Annotated in this window: 15 protein-coding genes; 8 read left to right on the top strand and 7 right to left on the bottom strand. The window is 72.3% G+C overall.

Annotation, left to right across the window (positions count from 1 at the left end; genetic code table 11):
- Positions 1-227: 227 nt before the first annotated feature.
- Positions 228-3,740, bottom strand: a complete 3,513-nt coding sequence (locus AB0A95_RS01525; protein WP_357553669.1) for an adenylate/guanylate cyclase domain-containing protein — start codon at positions 3,738-3,740, stop codon at positions 228-230.
- 116 nt (positions 3,741-3,856) lie between these two features.
- Here AB0A95_RS01525 and AB0A95_RS01530 point away from each other — a divergent pair, with 116 nt between their 5' ends.
- Positions 3,857-4,114, top strand: a complete 258-nt coding sequence (locus tag AB0A95_RS01530) for a hypothetical protein (protein ID WP_357074752.1) — start codon at positions 3,857-3,859, stop codon at positions 4,112-4,114.
- 107 nt (positions 4,115-4,221) lie between these two features.
- Here AB0A95_RS01530 and AB0A95_RS01535 read toward each other — a convergent pair whose 3' ends face one another.
- Entirely contained in the window at positions 4,222-4,914 is a 693-nt protein-coding gene (locus AB0A95_RS01535; RefSeq protein ID WP_007463121.1) for a Crp/Fnr family transcriptional regulator, read from the bottom strand.
- Positions 4,915-5,183: 269 nt separating this feature from the next.
- On the opposite strand from AB0A95_RS01535, the gene AB0A95_RS01540 reads away from it, so the two are divergent.
- The 5 genes from AB0A95_RS01540 (at position 5,184) to AB0A95_RS01560 (ending at position 8,804) form a co-directional block, all read left to right on the top strand.
- Positions 5,184-5,681 (top strand): polyadenylate-specific 3'-exoribonuclease AS, encoded by a 498-nt coding sequence (locus AB0A95_RS01540; protein WP_145785522.1) that lies wholly within the window; start codon positions 5,184-5,186, stop codon positions 5,679-5,681.
- Positions 5,682-5,759: 78 nt separating this feature from the next.
- The gene (locus AB0A95_RS01545; RefSeq protein WP_357074749.1) at positions 5,760-6,263 is read left to right on the top strand and encodes a pyridoxamine 5'-phosphate oxidase family protein; all 504 of its coding nucleotides are present in this window, start codon (positions 5,760-5,762) and stop codon (positions 6,261-6,263) included.
- A 159-nt stretch (positions 6,264-6,422) separates the two neighbouring features.
- Complete coding sequence (locus AB0A95_RS01550; protein ID WP_357074956.1) at positions 6,423-7,451, top strand: 6-phosphofructokinase; 1,029 nt, start codon at positions 6,423-6,425, stop codon at positions 7,449-7,451.
- Between the two features lie 73 nt (positions 7,452-7,524).
- A complete protein-coding gene (gene proC / locus AB0A95_RS01555; protein WP_357553621.1) occupies positions 7,525-8,343 on the top strand; it encodes a pyrroline-5-carboxylate reductase in 819 nt (272 codons plus the stop codon).
- A gap of 110 nt (positions 8,344-8,453) precedes the next feature.
- Entirely contained in the window at positions 8,454-8,804 is a 351-nt protein-coding gene (locus tag AB0A95_RS01560) for a DUF2203 domain-containing protein (RefSeq protein WP_357553622.1), read from the top strand.
- A 115-nt stretch (positions 8,805-8,919) separates the two neighbouring features.
- Here AB0A95_RS01560 and AB0A95_RS01565 read toward each other — a convergent pair whose 3' ends face one another.
- From AB0A95_RS01565 to AB0A95_RS01575, 3 genes are all read right to left on the bottom strand, one after another.
- On the bottom strand, positions 8,920-9,615 hold the full coding sequence (locus AB0A95_RS01565; RefSeq protein WP_357553623.1) for a class F sortase: 696 nt from the start codon (positions 9,613-9,615) through the stop codon (positions 8,920-8,922).
- Complete coding sequence (locus AB0A95_RS01570; protein WP_357553624.1) at positions 9,594-10,463, bottom strand: DUF4397 domain-containing protein; 870 nt, start codon at positions 10,461-10,463, stop codon at positions 9,594-9,596. The genes AB0A95_RS01565 and AB0A95_RS01570 overlap by 22 nt, the downstream gene beginning before the upstream one ends.
- 190 nt (positions 10,464-10,653) lie before the next feature.
- Positions 10,654-11,325, bottom strand: coding sequence for a methyltransferase domain-containing protein (locus AB0A95_RS01575; protein ID WP_357553625.1), 672 nt, complete (start codon positions 11,323-11,325; stop codon positions 10,654-10,656).
- Between the two features lie 118 nt (positions 11,326-11,443).
- Between AB0A95_RS01575 and AB0A95_RS01580 the strand changes: the two genes are divergently transcribed.
- A complete protein-coding gene (locus AB0A95_RS01580; protein ID WP_357553626.1) occupies positions 11,444-13,045 on the top strand; it encodes a glycosyltransferase 87 family protein in 1,602 nt (533 codons plus the stop codon).
- Between the two features lie 28 nt (positions 13,046-13,073).
- On the opposite strand, the gene AB0A95_RS01585 is transcribed toward AB0A95_RS01580, so the two are convergent.
- Positions 13,074-13,748 (bottom strand): NADPH-dependent F420 reductase, encoded by a 675-nt coding sequence (locus tag AB0A95_RS01585; protein WP_357553627.1) that lies wholly within the window; start codon positions 13,746-13,748, stop codon positions 13,074-13,076.
- A 394-nt stretch (positions 13,749-14,142) separates the two neighbouring features.
- Entirely contained in the window at positions 14,143-14,631 is a 489-nt protein-coding gene (locus AB0A95_RS01590; protein ID WP_357553628.1) for a glutathione peroxidase, read from the bottom strand.
- A gap of 169 nt (positions 14,632-14,800) precedes the next feature.
- On the opposite strand from AB0A95_RS01590, the gene AB0A95_RS01595 reads away from it, so the two are divergent.
- On the top strand, positions 14,801-16,432 hold the full coding sequence (locus AB0A95_RS01595; protein ID WP_357553629.1) for a glycosyl hydrolase family 18 protein: 1,632 nt from the start codon (positions 14,801-14,803) through the stop codon (positions 16,430-16,432).
- Positions 16,433-16,550: the final 118 nt, after the last annotated feature.

Below are 16,550 nucleotides of genomic sequence, written 5' to 3' on the forward strand. Positions count from 1 at the left end.
GCGGCGCGACCCTCGACGCCCGTCCGCACGCCGTGCTCTGAATCGTGACACGTCAGGGCATGGTTCCGGGAGTGCGTTGTGTCGCGTCTTCCAAAGTCACGCCTGTCGCCGCAGGTCGCGACCGGGGTCCTTTGTCCGTTCTTGCGCGACAAGCGCCATCTCGGTGCCGCTCCGGCCGCTTGGCCGCTCCGGCCGCTGGGGCACGGTCCCCGACCGGGGCGTTGGTGTCAGGGCAGGCGCAGCAGGGTGGGGGCGTGGTGGCGGGTGGCGAAGTCGTGCAGGCGGGCGCGGGTCGTCGCGGCGGCGGAGGGGTCGGTCTCGGTCAGCGGGCCGATCGCCAGCGCCATCGTGATGATCTCGTCGGTCACGTCGGCCATCCGGGCGTAGCTGGCCGCCGCCGACCTCAGCAGGTCCGCGGCACCGGCCGCGTCCCCGGCGTGCCGGGCCAGCGTGGCGTCGGCGACCTGACCCGCGGCGCGGGCCCACGGGGTCGTCCGGGGCGCCCGGTCGAGCATCTCCCGGACCAGCCGGGCCGCGTCCACGCCGAGCACCCCGGCGACGTGCCCGACGGCCGGCACCCACTCGGCGAACGGGATCATCCGGGTCCGCCGCCAGTCCTCGTCCAGCTCGGTCAGCAGCGCCATCGCCTCGTCCCGGCGACCCTGCACGGCCCGGCAGAGCGCGGAGTGCGCCAGGGTGGAGCGCAGCACCCGGTGGAATCCGCTGCGCCGCGCGGCGACCAGCGCCTGCTCGACCAGGTCCCCACCCGTGCCGCCCGCCGGCGCGGTGCCGTCCGGCCCCGCCAGCGCGTCCGGCCCGGCGCCGGCCAGCCCGCGCATCCAGCCGGAGACCGCCACGATGTGCAGGTCCCACTCCGCGGTCGGCCGGCGGGTCGACTCGGCGGCCATCGCCAACGCGGCAGTCCAGTCGCCCGCGTAGTACGCCCGCGCCCACTGGTCGGCGAAGCTGGTCGCCAGGCTGTGCTCGCCGCCCAGGTCGAGGGTGAGCTGCTCGTCCACCAGCCGGGCCGAGCCGGCCAGGTCACCCTCCTCCTGCAACGCCCAGGCCAGGTTCTGCACCGCCCGACGTCGACTGGTCAGCCGCTCCACCCGGCAGTGCTCGGTCACCTCGACCAGCTCCGGGTACGCCTCGGCGGAACCGGCCAGGTAACGCGCGACCGCCAGGGTGATCCGCGCGTTGGCCTGCACCTCGCGCAGTTGGAGCCGCTCGGCGAGGGTCGCCGCGGCTCGGGCGGCGGCGCACGCCGGGTCGGTCTCGGCGTTCAGCATGTGCACCCGGGCCAGCTCCAGCAGGGCACCGGCCTTCTCCTGACTGTCCGGTAGCTCGCTGTAGATGCCGATCGCCTGGTCCAGGCAGTGCAGGGTCGCGGTACGGTCGGCCCGGCTCCACGCGGCGGTGGCGAGCAGCGTCCACGCCCGCGCCGCACCCGTCCGGTCGCCGGCCGCCGCGAGCCGCTCGGTCAGCCGGGTGAGTGTGTCGGTGCCGCCGGCCACCAGGAACGCGTCACCGTCGCGGTAGAACGCCAGCTCCGCGTCGAACAACTCAAGCGCCGGGTCCGGACCGACGTCCAGGGTCAGCGCCCGTCCGACCAGCGCGGCCGCGGTGTCCAACGCGTGCAGCTCGTACGCCCGACGGGCCGCCCGGTGCAGCGCGGCCCGCGCGGGCGGGGCGTAGGGGGCGGTGTCCAACCCGACGGTCCGGGCGATCTCGTGCGCCGCCCAGCGGTGGTTGGCCAGCACCTCGGCCAGGTCGTGCTGTCGGCCATCGGCGAGCTGCGCCATCCAGTCGGCGGTGCGCTGGTGCCGCAGCACCCGTTCGGCCCGTGGTAACCGCTGGTAGCAGACGTCCCGCACCAGGATGTGCCGGAACCGGTACTCGGACTGGCCGGGCATCGTCGACGTGCTCTGCTCGTACACCAGGTCGCGCCGTTGCAGCCGGTCCAGCGCGCGCTCCACCCACTCCACCGGCCGCCCCAGCGCCGTGGCCACCGGCGCGGCCCAGAACTGCACGCCGACCACCGCGGCGGCCTGGAGCACCGCCCGGTCGGCCGGGTCCAGCAGGTCGAGCCGGTTGGCGATGACCGCCTGCACCGTACGCGGCATCTCCGCCCCACCGTCGGGGTCGAGGCGGGAGGCCGAGCGCGCCGCGTCGAGCAGCCCGCCGTCGAGCAGCATCCGGGCGTACTCCTGGGCGTAGAGCGGATTGCCGTCGGCGAACTCGATGAGCGGGGTGCGCGCGGCGGTGGGCAGAGTGGACTGCCCGAGCAGCAGCGAGTACAGCGTGTCGATGTCGGTGTCGTGCATCGGCGGCACCGAGATGGACATCGCGCCGCTGATCGTGGCGGTCCAGGCCGGGTGCCGTTCCCGCAGCTCCGGGCGGGCGGTCGCGACGACCAGCAGCGGTACGCCGCGCGCCGTCGCGCCCAACTGCTCGACGAAGGCCAGCATCGCCTGGTCCGCCCAGTGCATGTCCTCGAAGGCCAGCACTGTCGGCCCGGTGCCGGCCAGGGCGATCAGGAAACGCCGCCAGGAGGCCTCGGTCTCGCCCGGGGTGAGTCGCTCGCCGGGCACGCCGATCAGCGGACCGAGTGCCTCGGCCAGCCGTGTCGCGTGGGGGTCGGCGAGCTGCCCCAGCCGGGCCCGCAGCCGCTCCCGCAGGGCGGCCGGGTCGTCGACCTCCGGTACGCCCACCCAGCTCTTCACGATGTCCGCCAACGCGGCCCAGGTGACGTTCTCGCCGAATGGCGGGCACTGCCCCACCAACCAGGTGACCGGCGGTCCGGGCAGTCGGCCGGCGTGCCGTTCGAGCTCGCGGAGCAGCCGGCTCTTGCCCACACCGGCCGGGCCGAACACCGTCACCAACTGGGAGGTCCGCTCGGTCACCATCCGGTGTAGCGCGTTGATCAGTAGGCCGCGCTCATGCTCCCGGTCCACCATCGGCGTCAGCTCGGCCGTGCGCAGGTCCCGGTCCGGCCGGACCTGCACGGCCAGCCAGATCCGGCTCACCGCGGACCGGCCGCGCAGCGTGACCGGCGGCTGGTCGGCGTACTCCATCTCGTGTCGGGTGGCCGACCAGGTGCTCTCGTCGACGACCACGCCGCCGGCCGGGGCGAACGCCTGCAACCGGGACGCGGTGTTGACCACGTCCCCGGTGACGAAGGCCTGCCCGCCGTCGCGGGTGGCCGAGAGGTCGACCAGGGCCTCGCCCGTCGCGATGCCGACCCGGAAGCCCAGCGGCGGCTGCGGGCCGTTGGGCTGGTGGGCCAGGCTGCGTTGCAGCTCCAACCCGGCGCGGACGCATCGCAGCGCGTCGTTGTCGGTGGCCACCGGTGCGCCGAACAGCGCCATCGCCGCGTCGCCGATGTACTTCTCGACGACCCCGCCGTACTGGTGCACGATCCGTCGCACCGTCGCGAAGTAGGTCTGTTGCAGACCGTGGGCCTGCTCCGGGTCGGTCCGTTCGGCGTAGCTGGTGAAGTCGACGATGTCGACGAAGAGCACGCTGACCTGACGCCGGTCCTCCTGCACCACCGCGACGTGGTCGCGCAGGGGTTGGCCACAACCGGTGCAGAAGCTGACCTCGGTGCTGTTGGCATGCCCGCAGTGCGCGCAGGTGACCGCGAGCGGCTGGCCACACCCGCCGCAGAAACGGTCGTCCGGCCCGGCCGCGCGGGCGCAGTGTCCACACCTGAGGTCGATGTTCAGCTCCGTGGGCGAGATGGGTCAGTATCGCGTCCACCCGGGCCAGTCGGGTACCCGACGTGTGGGCGGGCGACGCCATCGATCGGTCGGAGTTAGTGTTCCGTACCAGGAAGTTTCATGTCAGGGAGAGTGCCGTGCAGGTGCGACTGTCCGCCTCGTGGACCGATCCGGGTGGTATGCGATGGGCTCCGGGCGACACGATAGACGTCGATGCGGTCACTCTCGCCGAGCTGGAGGAGCAGGGCATGGTGGAAGAGCCTGAGGGCCAGGGGGGCGGGTCGGGTAAGACCACGACCACGTCGTCGAGCACGTCCACGGCTGACAAGCCGACCGACCCGAAGAAGATCGGGCCGGGGCCGGGCGCGCCGCCGGCCGACGACACGGACAACTGATCAGCCCAGATGTGGCCGGCGGACCCACGGGTCTGCCGGCCACATCCGTGTCTGGGCACGGGGTGGCTCGCGGCACGCGAAACACGCACTGGCCCGGGCCCGATCGGTCAGCGGTCGTTCATGCCGGCGCGACGGCGCAGCGCGGCCACGTCGGTCACCACGATCCGGCGCCCCTCGGTCCGCAGCCAGCCGCGGCTGGCGAACGAACCGATCGCCTGGTTGACGCTCTGCCGGGACCCGCCGGCCATCTCGGCCAGCTGACTCTGGTTGAGCTCGATCGTGATCATCGGCGCCTGGCTCTCGCCGGCCAACCGGACCAGCGTCTTGGCCACCCGACCGGGCAGGTCGAGGAAGACGTGGTCGGCGTTCTGCTCGGTGAGCCGGCGGATCAGCCCGCCCAGCGAGCGCATCACCGCGTCCAGGATGCGGGGGTTGGAGTGCACCAGCTCCATGAACGCGCCCCGCGAGAGTGCGAGCGCCGCGCAGTCCTCGATGGCCTCGGCCGAGGCGGACCGGGTGGACGCGTCGAGCAGGGAGACCTCGCCGAGCACGTCCGGTGGACGGATCACCGACAGCACGGCGCGCTCGCCGGTGGGTGCGGTGCGGAAGACGGCCACCGCGCCGCGGCGCAACACGATCAGCGACTCACCCGGGTCGTTCTCGACGAAGAGCAACTGACCCTTGCGGTAGGTACGGGGGACGGCGGCGGCGATGACGCGCTGCCGCACCTCGGGCTCCAAGCCAGCGAACATCTCGACACCCGTGAGCGCGTCACCCGGCTCCGGCAGGCGCATCTCCACGGTCCAACCCCTCCCCGGTCATGGACCACAAACTCGCTCACCGGGTGAACCTGATGGCCCTGACAAGGTGAACTGACACCGATTCGGCATCCGGTAGCGGTACACATCAGATCATGACGGTCCGGTCGCTTGCTGTACACCCCTCGAAGCACTTCCGTGACCGTCGTGAGCTGCCGCGTACCCCTGTCGAAGGGCCGAACGGGCCTGTCACCAGCGGTGCGGCGCCCCCGGCGGGCGCGGCCGGACGGCGGTGGGCGAGGATGGCCGGAATGGTCTATCGCTATTTTTACGACTGCGAGTTCATCGAGGACGGCACAACCGTCGACCTCGTCTCGATTGGTGTCGTCGACGAGTACGGCCGGGAGTTCTACGCGGTCTCCACGGAGTTCGACGACTCCCGTGCCGTGCCCTGGGTGCGGCGCAACGTGCTGGACAAGCTGCCGTCCCCGGCGGACCGGGCCTGGCGGTCGCGCGAGCGCATCCGTGACGACCTGTACGACTTCCTGGTCGAGCCGATCCGGGACCGGCCGGGGGAGCAGTTGGAGCTGTGGGCGTGGTACGCCGCGTACGACCACGTGGTGCTCGCCCAGCTCTGGGGTGCGATGCCGGCGCTGCCCCGGGAGATCCCCCGTTACACGAAGGAACTGCGCCAGCTCTGGGACGACAGTGGTCGGCCGACCCTGCCGGACGCGGACGCGGCCCGGCACGACGCTCTGGTCGACGCCCGGCACAATCTGGCCCGCTGGCGGGCGATGACCGCCCGCTGAGTGCCGGCCGCGCCGCCGTAGGTTTGACCGGTTCTGTCCCGGGCATCGGTTCGACGAACCGAAGCGGAGGAGAGTGCCATGAGCAACCAGCCGACAAGCGCCGCCGACGCTCGAGCCCGGGTCACCGAGCTGGCCCGGGCCGCGCGGATCTGCATGCTCACCACTACCGCTCTGGACGGGCGGCAGGTGAGCCGGCCGATGGGGCTACAGGAGGCCGAGTTCGACGGCGAGCTGTGGTTCTTCGCCTCCGCCGACTCGGCCAAGGTCCGCCAGCTCCGGGTCAACCCGGAGGTCAACGTCGCCTTCTCCGACCAGAAGCACCACGCCTGGGTGTCGATCTCCGGCACCGCCACCGAGGGTTTCGACCGGGCACGGGCCGAGCGGCTGTGGAACCCGCTGCTCAAGGCGTGGTTCCCCGATGGGCTGGACACCCCGGGCCTCACGTTGATCAAGGTGCATGCCAGCTCCGCCGAGTACTGGGACTCGGCGAACAGTGCCGTGGTCAACCTGCTCGGCTACGCGAAGGCCGCGGTCACCGGGCGGCCGCCGAACGCCGGCGAGAACCACGAGGTGACGTTCTGATCCGTCGCCCCCCGGGGCGCGCTGTCGCCGTACCGGCAGGCCGACTACAGTGCGCAGTGACGGCCCGCCCCGGGCCGGCAACGGCGCCGATGGTCTGATCTGACACATACCCTGGGGCAATTCGGGCTTTACCTGATGCTCCAGGAGGATGAGCGGATCATGCGTATCGGCGTGCTCACCGGCGGCGGCGACTGCCCAGGTCTCAACGCGGTCATCCGGGCGGTGGTCCGCAAGGGCGTCGCCACCTACGGTCACGAGTTCGTGGGCTTCCGCGACGGTTGGAAGGGCCCGCTGGAGGGTCTGTCCCGGCCCCTCGGCATCGCGGACGTCCGTGGCATCCTGCCCCGTGGCGGCACCATCCTCGGCTCGTCCCGGACCAACCCGTTCAAGATCGAGAACGGCGTCGAGCGGATCAAGGACAACCTCGCCACCCAGGGTGTGGACGCGCTGATCGCGATCGGCGGCGAGGACACCCTCGGCGTGGCCACCAAGCTCTACGAGCTGGGCGTGCACGTGGTTGGCGTACCGAAGACGATCGACAACGACCTCGGCGCCACCGACTACACCTTCGGCTTCGACACCGCTGTCAACATCGCGATGGAGGCCATCGACCGCCTGCACACCACAGCGGAGAGCCACCACCGCACCCTCGTCGTCGAGGTCATGGGCCGGCACGCCGGCTGGATCGCCCTGCACGCCGGCCTGGCCGGCGGCGCCAACGTGATCCTGCTGCCGGAGCGGCAGTTCGACGTCGACCAGGTGGCCGGCTACGTCGAGAAGCGCTTCCAGCACCAGTACGCCCCGATCGTCGTGGTCGCCGAGGGCGCCCAGCCGCTGGACGGCCAGATGGTCCTCGCCAACCAGGAGCTGGACTCGTTCGGCCACGTCCGCCTCGGCGGCATCGGCCAGTGGCTCGCCGAGCAGCTGGAGGCCAAGACCGGCAAGGAGGCCCGCACCGTGGTGCTGGGCCACATCCAGCGCGGTGGCACCCCGACCGCCTTCGACCGGGTGCTCGCCACCCGCCTGGGCCTACAGGCCATCGACGCGGTCAACGACGGCGACTGGGGCAAGATGGTCGCGATGCAGAGCACCGACATCGTCCGGGTGCCCCTCGCGGAGGCCACCCGCGAGCTGAAGACCGTGCCGCTGGAGCGGTACGTCGAGGCCGAGGTCTTCTTCGGCAGCTGATCAACCGGTAGGCGGCGCGGCGGGCCGGCGGGTCCGCCGCGCCGCGACCACACGCGAGGGGGTACGAGCCGAGATGTCAGCCGAGGTGCACACGGTCGCGGTCATCGGTGCGGGCAAGATCGGCGAGTTGATGCTCTCCGGGCTGCTGCGCTCGGGATGGCCGGTGGACCGGCTGCTGGCCACCGCCCGCCGGCCGGCCCGGGCCGAGGAGCTGACCGCCCGCTACGGCGTACGGGTCGTCGACAACCTGACAGCGGTGGCCGAGGCGGAGGTGCTGGCGGTCTCGGTGAAACCGCAGGACGCCGCCGCACTGCTCGACGAGATCGGCCCCAAGGTGCCGGCCGACAAGCTCGTCATCTCGCTCTGCGCCGGCCTGCCCACCAGCTTCTTCAACCGCCGACTGCCCGAGGGCACCCCGGTGGTCCGGGTGATGACCAACACTCCGGCGCTTGTCGACGAGGCCATGACGGCGATCTCGGCGGGCGCGTACGCCACCGGGGCGCACCTGGCGTTGGCCGAGGAGATGTTCAAGCCCCTCGGCCACACGATGCGGGTGCCCGAGTCGCAGCAGGACGCGGTCACCGCGCTCTCCGGCTCCGGGCCGGCCTACTTCTACCTGCTGGTCGAGGCAATGATCGACGCGGGGATCCTGCTGGGGCTGCCCCGGCAGGTGGCGCACGAACTCATCGTCCAGAGCGCCGTCGGTGCCGCGGTGATGCTGCGCGACTCCGGCGAACACCCGGTCAAGTTGCGCGAGGCGGTCACCTCGCCGGCCGGCACCACCATCTCCGCGATCCGCGAGCTGGAGAAGCACGGCGTCCGGGCGGCGCTGCTCGCCGCGCTGGAGGCTGCCCGGGACCGCGCCCGCGAGCTGGCCGCCCAGGCCGACTGAGCCTGTCGCTCGGCCGGAGGTGCCTGCCCGCGGGCTGGCCGCCCGGGCTGACTGGGCCTGTCGCCCGTCGCGGGCAGGCCGTGCCCCGGTGTGTGCCGCATACTGGCCCGGTGTTCACACTCGCCCAGGCCCGGCACCTGGTGGCCACCCTGCAACCGCGCGTCGACGAGTTGGTCCGGGTCCGCGCCGACCTGGCTGAGCTGCGCGTCGACCTGGCTGACCACGGTGTCAGTGCCCTCGGCGGCCTGGCCGAGGTGAAGGGGTTGGAGGCCCGGCTGCACGCCGTCGTCGACGAGCTGCACCAGCACGACATCCAGGTCAAGGGCATCGCGCCGGTGCTGCTCGACTTTCCCGGCGAGCGGGAGGGTCGATCCGTGCTCTGGTGCTGGTTGGAGGGGGACTCCGACGTGCGCTGGTACCACCGGGCCGAGTGCGGCTTCGCCGGCCGCCGCCCAATCTGACGTCGCTGCCGTCCCGCACCCCTTGATCCACTCGGGTTCACGGAATCCGCGGTGTCCGCGACTGGCGGACACCCCGATCTTCAGGAACGCGAGTGGATCAAGCTGGATGTGTCGCTCAGCCCGCCCTGGACGTCGGTAGGACCGGATCGGCGGCCTCGATCACCGCGAACACCACCACGTTGTCGACATAGTGGCCCCGCCGCCTGTCGAAGTCACCCCCGCAGGTGACCAGGCGCAGCTCCGCGCCGGGCGTCGGCCCGTAGACCGCCTCCGTCGGGAAGCGGTCCTTGCGGGTACGCAGCAACCCGGTCACCCGGAACGACAGCCGCTGCCCGCCGCGCCACACCTCCACCCGGTCACCGGAGCGCAGCTCACCGAGCCGGGCGAACACCGCCGGGCCGCGCCGCGAGTCCACATGGCCGGCGAGCACCGCCGGGCCGGTGTCGCCCGGCGCCGGGCCACCGCCGTACCAGCCGACGACACCGAAGTCGCCCGGCGGCACCAGCGCGCCCGCGCGGTCCAGGCCCAGCACTGTGAGCGCGGAGTCGACGCCGATGCGCGGCACGCGTACCCGCGTGGGTGGACCCTGCGGCACGGACACGGCGGCCACCGGCGGGCAGTCGTCGGTGCAGCCGGGGTGCCAGCTGGCCACCGGCGGCGGAGCGTCGGTGCCGGCCAGCCCGACCCCGGTGCCGGCGGCCAGGCAGGCCGCCGCGCCGGCCGCGACGAACGCGACGAGCGGCATCCGACGGTCGCGGTGCCGCCGGATCGACAGGCCCGGCCCGGCGCTCACCAGGTGGTGCGCCGCCACCGACGCCAGAACACCAGGGCCGCCGCGACGGCCGCCGCGGCCAACCCGCCGGCCACCAGGGGGTACGGGGGCAGTCCCGTGCCGGCGGTGCCACCGGCACCGGTGTCCACCCCACCGGCCGGAACGACGGTGCCGCCCTCGGCGTCGCGGCGCAGCTCGGCGGTCAGCCCGCCCTGCTTGGCGTCGAGCACCAGCAGCGAGTAGACCGCGCCGCCGGTGAGCCGCACCTCGGCGTTGGTGCTCGGCCCGTCGGCACCCGCCAGCCGCAGCCGCCAACTGCCCGGCTCGACCTGCTCATACTCGGTCGTGGTCGCGAACTGCACGTCGTCGGCGATCAGCGGACCGTCCGCGGCGGCCACGTCCAACACCGGGGTACGCACGGAAGCCTGCACGACACGCACCTTGGCGCGGCCCTGCGCGGGGGCGCTGAGGTCATCGTTGAGCACCCGCAACCCCAGGTCCGCGTGCCGGCCGACACCGGCCACCGTGTACGCGTCGCCGCTGGTCACCGCGACTTCCGTGGTGAGCACCGGGGGGTCGCTGGCGGGAGCGCCGGCCTCGCGCATCGCCACCGCGTACCGGCCGGGCGCCAGCTCGAAGTAGTCGGAGACCACCCCGTAGCCGACCCCGGGGAAGACCCTCGGTTTCGCGGCGTCCGGCGCGGCCAGGTAGACGTCGACGGCCGGCGTGTCCGGAGAGAGGTGGGCGAGCCGGACGTAGCCGACGGTGTCCACACCGGCCGCGGCACTGGCCGGCGTGGACGTGCCGGCGGCGGCGAGAGCGGTGGTGACCAGGAGCGCGCCGGAGCCGGCGAGCAGCCGGCGAGGAAGGGTACGGAGCGTGTACATGTCGCCTCCGGAAGCACTTTCGGTGAGCGGGCGGCAACCCAGAGAACAGGGTCCCGTGCGCGGGACTGCAACGCAAGTTGCCAACGAGATGTTTCTCGGCGTGTCCCCGCCGTGCCGTCTCCCCGCGCCCGCCCCCGCCCGCCCCTCCGCGCAAGATCGCCGCTCGTCGGCCGGGGCGGGTGACGTGTCGCTACCCCTCTCGGATCGCGAGGAGGCCGAACAGGTCGGGGACCCCGCCCGGGCCTGCCTCGGTGACCCGGAGCAGCCGGAGACCGGCCGCCACTGTCGTGTTGACCAGGTCGGCGAGGGGGAGGTGCCAGGCGCCGACGCGTACCCGGACGCCGTTGGTGTTCCAACTGTCGAAGCTGCGCGACCGGTCCGCGTACCGCGCGTCGACGACGACGCTCGGATGCTGGCCCCAGTCGGCGAACGCGCCCACGAAGCACGGGTGCACGCCCACGTGCACGAAGCGCCCGCCGGGGCGCAGCACCCGGGCGACCTCGCGCAGCGCGGCCGGGTAGTCGGGCATGTCGGTGCTGGACAGCACACACATCGCGGCCGGCAGCGACGCGTCGAGGAACGGCAGGGCTGTCGCGTCGCCCCGCGCCACCGGCAACCGCCCGCTGGCATGCCGCAACTGCCCGCCGGACAGGTCCACGCCCACCGGCGTCCAACCCAGACCCGCCGGCACCGGTGCGTGCGCGCCGGTGCCGCAGCAGATGTCCAGGCAGACACCCTCGCCCGTGCCCAGCAGCTTCGCCACTGTGGCGTGCACCCGCCGGAGATAGTCGCCGCCGCCGGAGATGAAGTCCTCGTACCAGTCCGCGTGGGCGTCGTACGCCGGTGTGCTCGTCGTTCCCATCGGTCGATGTTAGGGAGCGGAGCCGGTCGCGCCGTGTCCGTTCTGCCGAGGGCAGAGGCAGCCGGCATCTCCCCGCCGCGGGCCGCCGTGGATCGTCGCGTTCGCCTATCCTCGGTCGATGCGGGATCGCCGGGTGGCACTGGTGTGGGCGGCCTTCGTCGTCGTCGCGCTGGTGTCCTGTGTGCTCGTGCTGCGGCGCGAGGACCGCCTCTCCGACCTGCACATCTACTACGGCGCACTGTCCGATCTGCACGCCGGTCGCCCGCTGTACGCGTTCGTGGCGGCCAACGGTGGCCCGTTCACCTATCCGCCGTTCGCCGCTCTCGTGTTGGGTCCGATCACCGCCGTGCCCGAGGGCGTACTCCAGGTGATCTGGCTGGTGGCGACGTGCGCGGCGGTCGTCGCCATCGCCGGGGCGGTCGGTGTCGCGCTGACCACCCGGCGGTCCCGGCGACCGCTCGTGGTGGCGGTGGCGGCCACGGTGCTGATGCTCTCCGCGCCGGTGCAGAGTAACCTGCGCTTCGGTCAGGTCAGCGTCTTCATCGTGCTGATGGCCCTGCTCGACGGGATGGGGGCCGGTCCGCCCCGGCTGCGCGGAATGTTGGTCGGCGTCGCCGCGGCGATCAAGCTGACCCCGCTGCTGTTCGTGATCTACTTCCTCGCCACCGGCCGCTACCGCGACGCCGCCCGCGCGGTGGCCACGTTCCTGGCCTGCGCGGCACTCGCCGCGGTGGTGTTACCCGCCGAGAGCTGGACGTACTGGACCGAGGCGGTGCGGCAGACCTCGCGGATCGGCAACCTCGCGTCGTTGGGCAACCAGTCCCTGCACGGGATGCTGCTGCGCGTCGGCGTCGACGAGGCGACGTTGCCCCTGCTCTGGGCCGCTCTGGTGGCGCTGGTGTGCGCGGCGGCGCTGCTGCGGGCCCGACAGTTGGCGGTGCGGGGCCGCCCGGGGCACGCGGCCGTGCTGGTCGGCTGCGCCACCGTCGCCGCGTCCCCGGTGTCCTGGACCCACCACCAGGTGTGGCCGGTGCTCGCCGCGATGCTGCTGATCGGCGCGTCCGGCGTCACCCGACGCGCCGCCGGCGTGGCGCTGCTCGCCGCCATGGTCGTCTCGTTGGGGGCGGTGCTCAGCCCGGTGTCCACACGCCCGGGTGTGCAGTTCCTCTTCGAGAACGCCCGCGCGATCGGGGTGTGCCTGCTGTGCCTGGTCGGCTTCGGCGGCGTCGCGGTCGCCGTCACCCGGACGTCGCGCCGGCCGGCCGGTGGGCGGGGCTGGTTGCGGGTGGGCGTCACGGCCACTGTGGCGCTCGCGTTCTTCGCCGTGCAGCCGCTGCCCGCCGGAGCGGACCCCACCTTCAAGGCGTACGCCCTCGACGACGTGGTCAACCCGCGATACTTCTTCGTCTGTCGGGGCCCGGTCGAGTGCGCCGCCTACGGCACCGACGCGCCGGTCACCTTCGGCACCCGCGCCGAGAAGACAAAGGTCCGGGTCAACGGCGTGGTCTCCCCGCAGGTGACCCGCCTGGAATATTATTCCGCGCCCGGCGGGGCGCCCCGGGTCATCCCGCTGCTCGACGCGTACCCGGGAAGCCGCACGTTCTCGTTCCGCTCGGCGAACATGGCGCAGGGGCGGCTCGTCGCGTACGCCTCCGACGGCCAGCCGATCGCCAGCTACGACGACGAACTCGCCGCCGCCCTCCGCACGGCCGCCCGGTAGGCGGTCGGGGGGAGGACGGCGGCGTCGCTCAGCGGGTCGCGGCGGCCAGGGCGGCGCGCAGCTTGTCGGCGTCGCCCGGTGCCGGGTGCTCCCAGTCGGTCGGCGTGGCGGAGTAGAGCGTGCCGTACGCCGGGGTGTCCGGCTGGTAGCGCCAGCCCTCGGCGAGCGGGCCGACGTCCACCGCGTCGTAGCCGATCCGGTCCAGGAAGGCCGTCACCTCGGCCTTCGCGGCGGCGTCGTCACCGGCGATCGCGAGGGCGCTGCGGTCGGCGGCGCCGGACGGCCGGGGGAGCGCGGCCAGGCCCTTGTAGTAGATGTTGTTGAAGACCTTGACCACCCGGGAGCCCGGCAGGTGCCGCTGGAGCAGTTCGCTGCTGGTGGTCTCGCCCGAGTCGAGTTCCGGGAAGGTCCCGTCGCGCTGCGGGTAGTAGTTGTTGGTGTCGATGACGACCTTGCCGGCCAGTGGCTCCACGGGCACCGCGCGGTACGCCTTCAGCGGCACGGTGACCACCACCAGGTCGCCAACCTGTGCCGCGTCCTGTGCCGTGCCGGCGCTCGCGTGCTCACCCAACTCGTCAACCAGGCCCTTCAGCGTCTCCGGGCCGCGCGAGTTGCTCAGCACCACGTCGTAGCCGGCGTCCACGGCCAGCCGGGCCAGGGTGCCGCCGATGTTGCCGCTGCCGATCAGTCCCACAGTTGTCATGCTCGTTCCCAACTCCGTCCACCCACGACGCATTCCCGACCAGTCCGGTGGGTTATTTCGGTGACCCGCCGACGGGTGGCCGCGCGGGCTGCTCGCGGCCTTCGCCGCCCCGCCGGCGACCTGGTCGCGCCGCGGGCCCGCCCCGCACACGGTACTGCTCACGCCTGTCGCCGACCGGCTCCCCGGAGACATCCCACTCAACGGTGACGGCGGTTCGTGCGGGCGGCCGGTCGTCCTGCGGCGGCGACCCGGCAAGGTCGCGGGTGGTGACCCGGCAGGGTCGCGCTCAATCCTGGTTGTGGTGGCATCCGGAAAGGGGGAGGCCACGACAACCAGGTTCGAGCGTGAGCAAGGTGGTGCTGTGGAGCCAGGCGCGCGCCCGGCCGCTTGGCCTTCAGGCGGGCAGGACCTTGTCGATGGCTGCCCGTAGGTCGTCGGAGTCGGGGGTGACGGTGGGGGCGAAGCGGGCGGCGACAGTGCCGTCCGGGGCCACCAGGAACTTCTCGAAGTTCCACCGGACGTCCCCGGTGTGCCCGTCGGAGTCCGGGGCGTTCACCAGCGCGGCGTAGAGCGGGTGCCGGTTGGGGCCGTTGACGTCGACCTTCTCGGTCAGCGGGAAGGTGACCCCGTAGTTGACCTGGCAGAAGTCGCTGATCTCGGCGGCGCTGCCCGGCTCCTGCCCGGCGAACTGGTTGCACGGCACGCCCAGCACCACCAGGCCGCGGTCGGCGTAGGTGTCCGCGAGCGTCTGGAGGCCGGCGTACTGCGGGGTGAGGCCGCAGCGGGAGGCCACGTTGACCACCAGCAGCGCCTTGCCGCGGTAGCGGGCCAGCTCGGCGGGGCCGCCGTTGAGGGCGTCGATCGGGATGTCGAAGACGGTCATGGCCCGAGGCTACGCGCCGGCCGCCGCAGTGGACCGGCGGCGGGTTGAGGTAGCGGCAATCCCCGCATCAGGGAAATCGAAACATGCGCATCTTGACGAAGTGATGACGCTGTGAGTACCGTCTCACCATCTCTTTTGGAAAGTTTCCTAACAGTTCGGGAGACGCCTCATGAAAAGATCGCTCCGCCGGGCCCTCTGGGCCGGTGCCGTGGTCGCCGTGACCGTCGCGGCGGTGCCGGTGACCACCGCGTTCGGCGCCGGCAGTGTCACCACCACGTTCACCAGGGCACAGGACTGGGGGACCGGTCACGAGACGAGGGTGACCGTCACCAACGGGTCGAGTGCCGCTGTCGCCACCTGGCGCGTCGAGTTCGACCTGCCGTCGGGCACCACCATCAGCAGCGCCTGGGACGCCGACGTGACGAGCAGCGGCAACCACTACGTGGCGGTCAAGAAGAGCTGGGCCGGCGGCCTCGCCCCGGGCGCCTCGTTCAGCTGGGGTTACAACGGCACGGGCGCCTTCAAGGCCCCACTGAACTGCACTGTCAACGGCGCACCCTGCGGTGGCGGCACCCCGACCAGCCCGCCGACCACGAGCGCGCCGACCACGGCCCCGCCCACCACGGCGCCGCCCACCACCGCACCGCCCACCACGGCGCCGCCGACCACCAACCCGCCCAACCCGGGCGGCAAGAAGGTCGTCGGCTACTTCGCCGAGTGGGGTGTCTACGGACGCAACTACCACGTCAAGAACATCCAGACCAGCGGGTCCGCCGCCAAGCTGACCCACATCCTGTACGCCTTCGGCAACACCACCGGCGGCCGCTGCGCCATCGGGGACAGCTACGCCGACTACGAGAAGGCGTACACGGCGGCGGAGAGTGTGGACGGCGTCGCCGACACCTGGGACCAGCCACTGCGTGGCAGCTTCAACCAGTTGCGCAAGCTCAAGCAGCTAAACCCGCACCTGAAGGTGATCTGGTCGTTCGGCGGTTGGACCTGGTCCGGCGGCTTCACCCAGGCCGCGCAGAACCCGGCCGCGTTCGCCGAGAGCTGCCACAACCTGGTCGAGGACCCGCGCTGGGCGGACGTCTTCGACGGCATCGACGTCGACTGGGAGTACCCGAACGCCTGCGGCCTGACCTGTGACACCAGCGGCCCGAACGCGTTCAAGAACGTGATCAGCGCGCTGCGGTCGCGGTTCGGCTCCAACGCCCTGGTCACCGCCGCCATCACCGCGGACGGCAGCAACGGCGGCAAGATCGACGCGACCGACTACGCCGGGGCCATCGGCAACCTCAACTGGCTGATGCCGATGACCTACGACTACTTCGGCGCCTTCGCCGCCCAGGGGCCGACGGCACCGCACTCCCCGCTCACCTCGTACACCGGCATTCCGCAGCAGGGCTTCAACTCCGACGCGGCGATCCAGAAGCTCAAGAGCAAGGGCGTCCCGGCCAACAAGCTGCTGCTCGGCATCGGCTTCTACGGTCGAGGCTGGACCGGGGTCACCCAGGCCGCTCCGGGCGGCAGCGCCACCGGTGCGGCACCGGGCACCTACGAGGCGGGCATCGAGGACTACAAGGTCCTCAAGAACACCTGCCCGGCCACCGGCACGATCGCCGGCACCGCGTACGCCAAGTGCGGCAGCAACTGGTGGAGCTACGACACCCCGTCGACAATCAACGGCAAGATGCAGTACGCGAACAACCAGGGCCTCAGTGGCGCCTTCTTCTGGGAACTCTCCGGTGACACCAGCAACGGCGAGCTCATCGGCGCCATCAAGGGCGGTCTCGGCTGAGCCGAGGGCCGACGCACCACCCACCCGGCGGGGAGGGGTGCGCACCGCCCCTCCCCGCCCGGTGACACCGCGGCCCGGTCGACGCCTTGCGTCGGCCGGGCCGCTTTCGGTGGGTTAG

The sequence above is a fragment of the Micromonospora sp. NPDC049230 genome (assembly GCF_040647875.1).
In the GTDB taxonomy this organism is placed as follows: domain Bacteria; phylum Actinomycetota; class Actinomycetes; order Mycobacteriales; family Micromonosporaceae; genus Micromonospora.

What these genes read in the sequence shown, in the direction of transcription:
- AB0A95_RS01570 (WP_357553624.1), bottom strand. Translation starts at nt 10,463, where the DNA reads ATGTACACGCTCCGTACCCTTCCTCGCCGGCTGCTCGCCGGCTCCGGC.
- AB0A95_RS01595 (WP_357553629.1), top strand. Translation starts at nt 14,801, where the DNA reads ATGAAAAGATCGCTCCGCCGGGCCCTCTGGGCCGGTGCCGTGGTCGCC.
- AB0A95_RS01590 (WP_357553628.1), bottom strand. Translation starts at nt 14,631, where the DNA reads ATGACCGTCTTCGACATCCCGATCGACGCCCTCAACGGCGGCCCCGCC.
- AB0A95_RS01585 (WP_357553627.1), bottom strand. Translation starts at nt 13,748, where the DNA reads ATGACAACTGTGGGACTGATCGGCAGCGGCAACATCGGCGGCACCCTG.
- AB0A95_RS01545 (WP_357074749.1), top strand. Translation starts at nt 5,760, where the DNA reads ATGAGCAACCAGCCGACAAGCGCCGCCGACGCTCGAGCCCGGGTCACC.
- AB0A95_RS01575 (WP_357553625.1), bottom strand. Translation starts at nt 11,325, where the DNA reads ATGGGAACGACGAGCACACCGGCGTACGACGCCCACGCGGACTGGTAC.
- AB0A95_RS01540 (WP_145785522.1), top strand. Translation starts at nt 5,184, where the DNA reads ATGGTCTATCGCTATTTTTACGACTGCGAGTTCATCGAGGACGGCACA.
- AB0A95_RS01580 (WP_357553626.1), top strand. Translation starts at nt 11,444, where the DNA reads ATGCGGGATCGCCGGGTGGCACTGGTGTGGGCGGCCTTCGTCGTCGTC.
- AB0A95_RS01550 (WP_357074956.1), top strand. Translation starts at nt 6,423, where the DNA reads ATGCGTATCGGCGTGCTCACCGGCGGCGGCGACTGCCCAGGTCTCAAC.
- proC (WP_357553621.1), top strand. Translation starts at nt 7,525, where the DNA reads ATGTCAGCCGAGGTGCACACGGTCGCGGTCATCGGTGCGGGCAAGATC.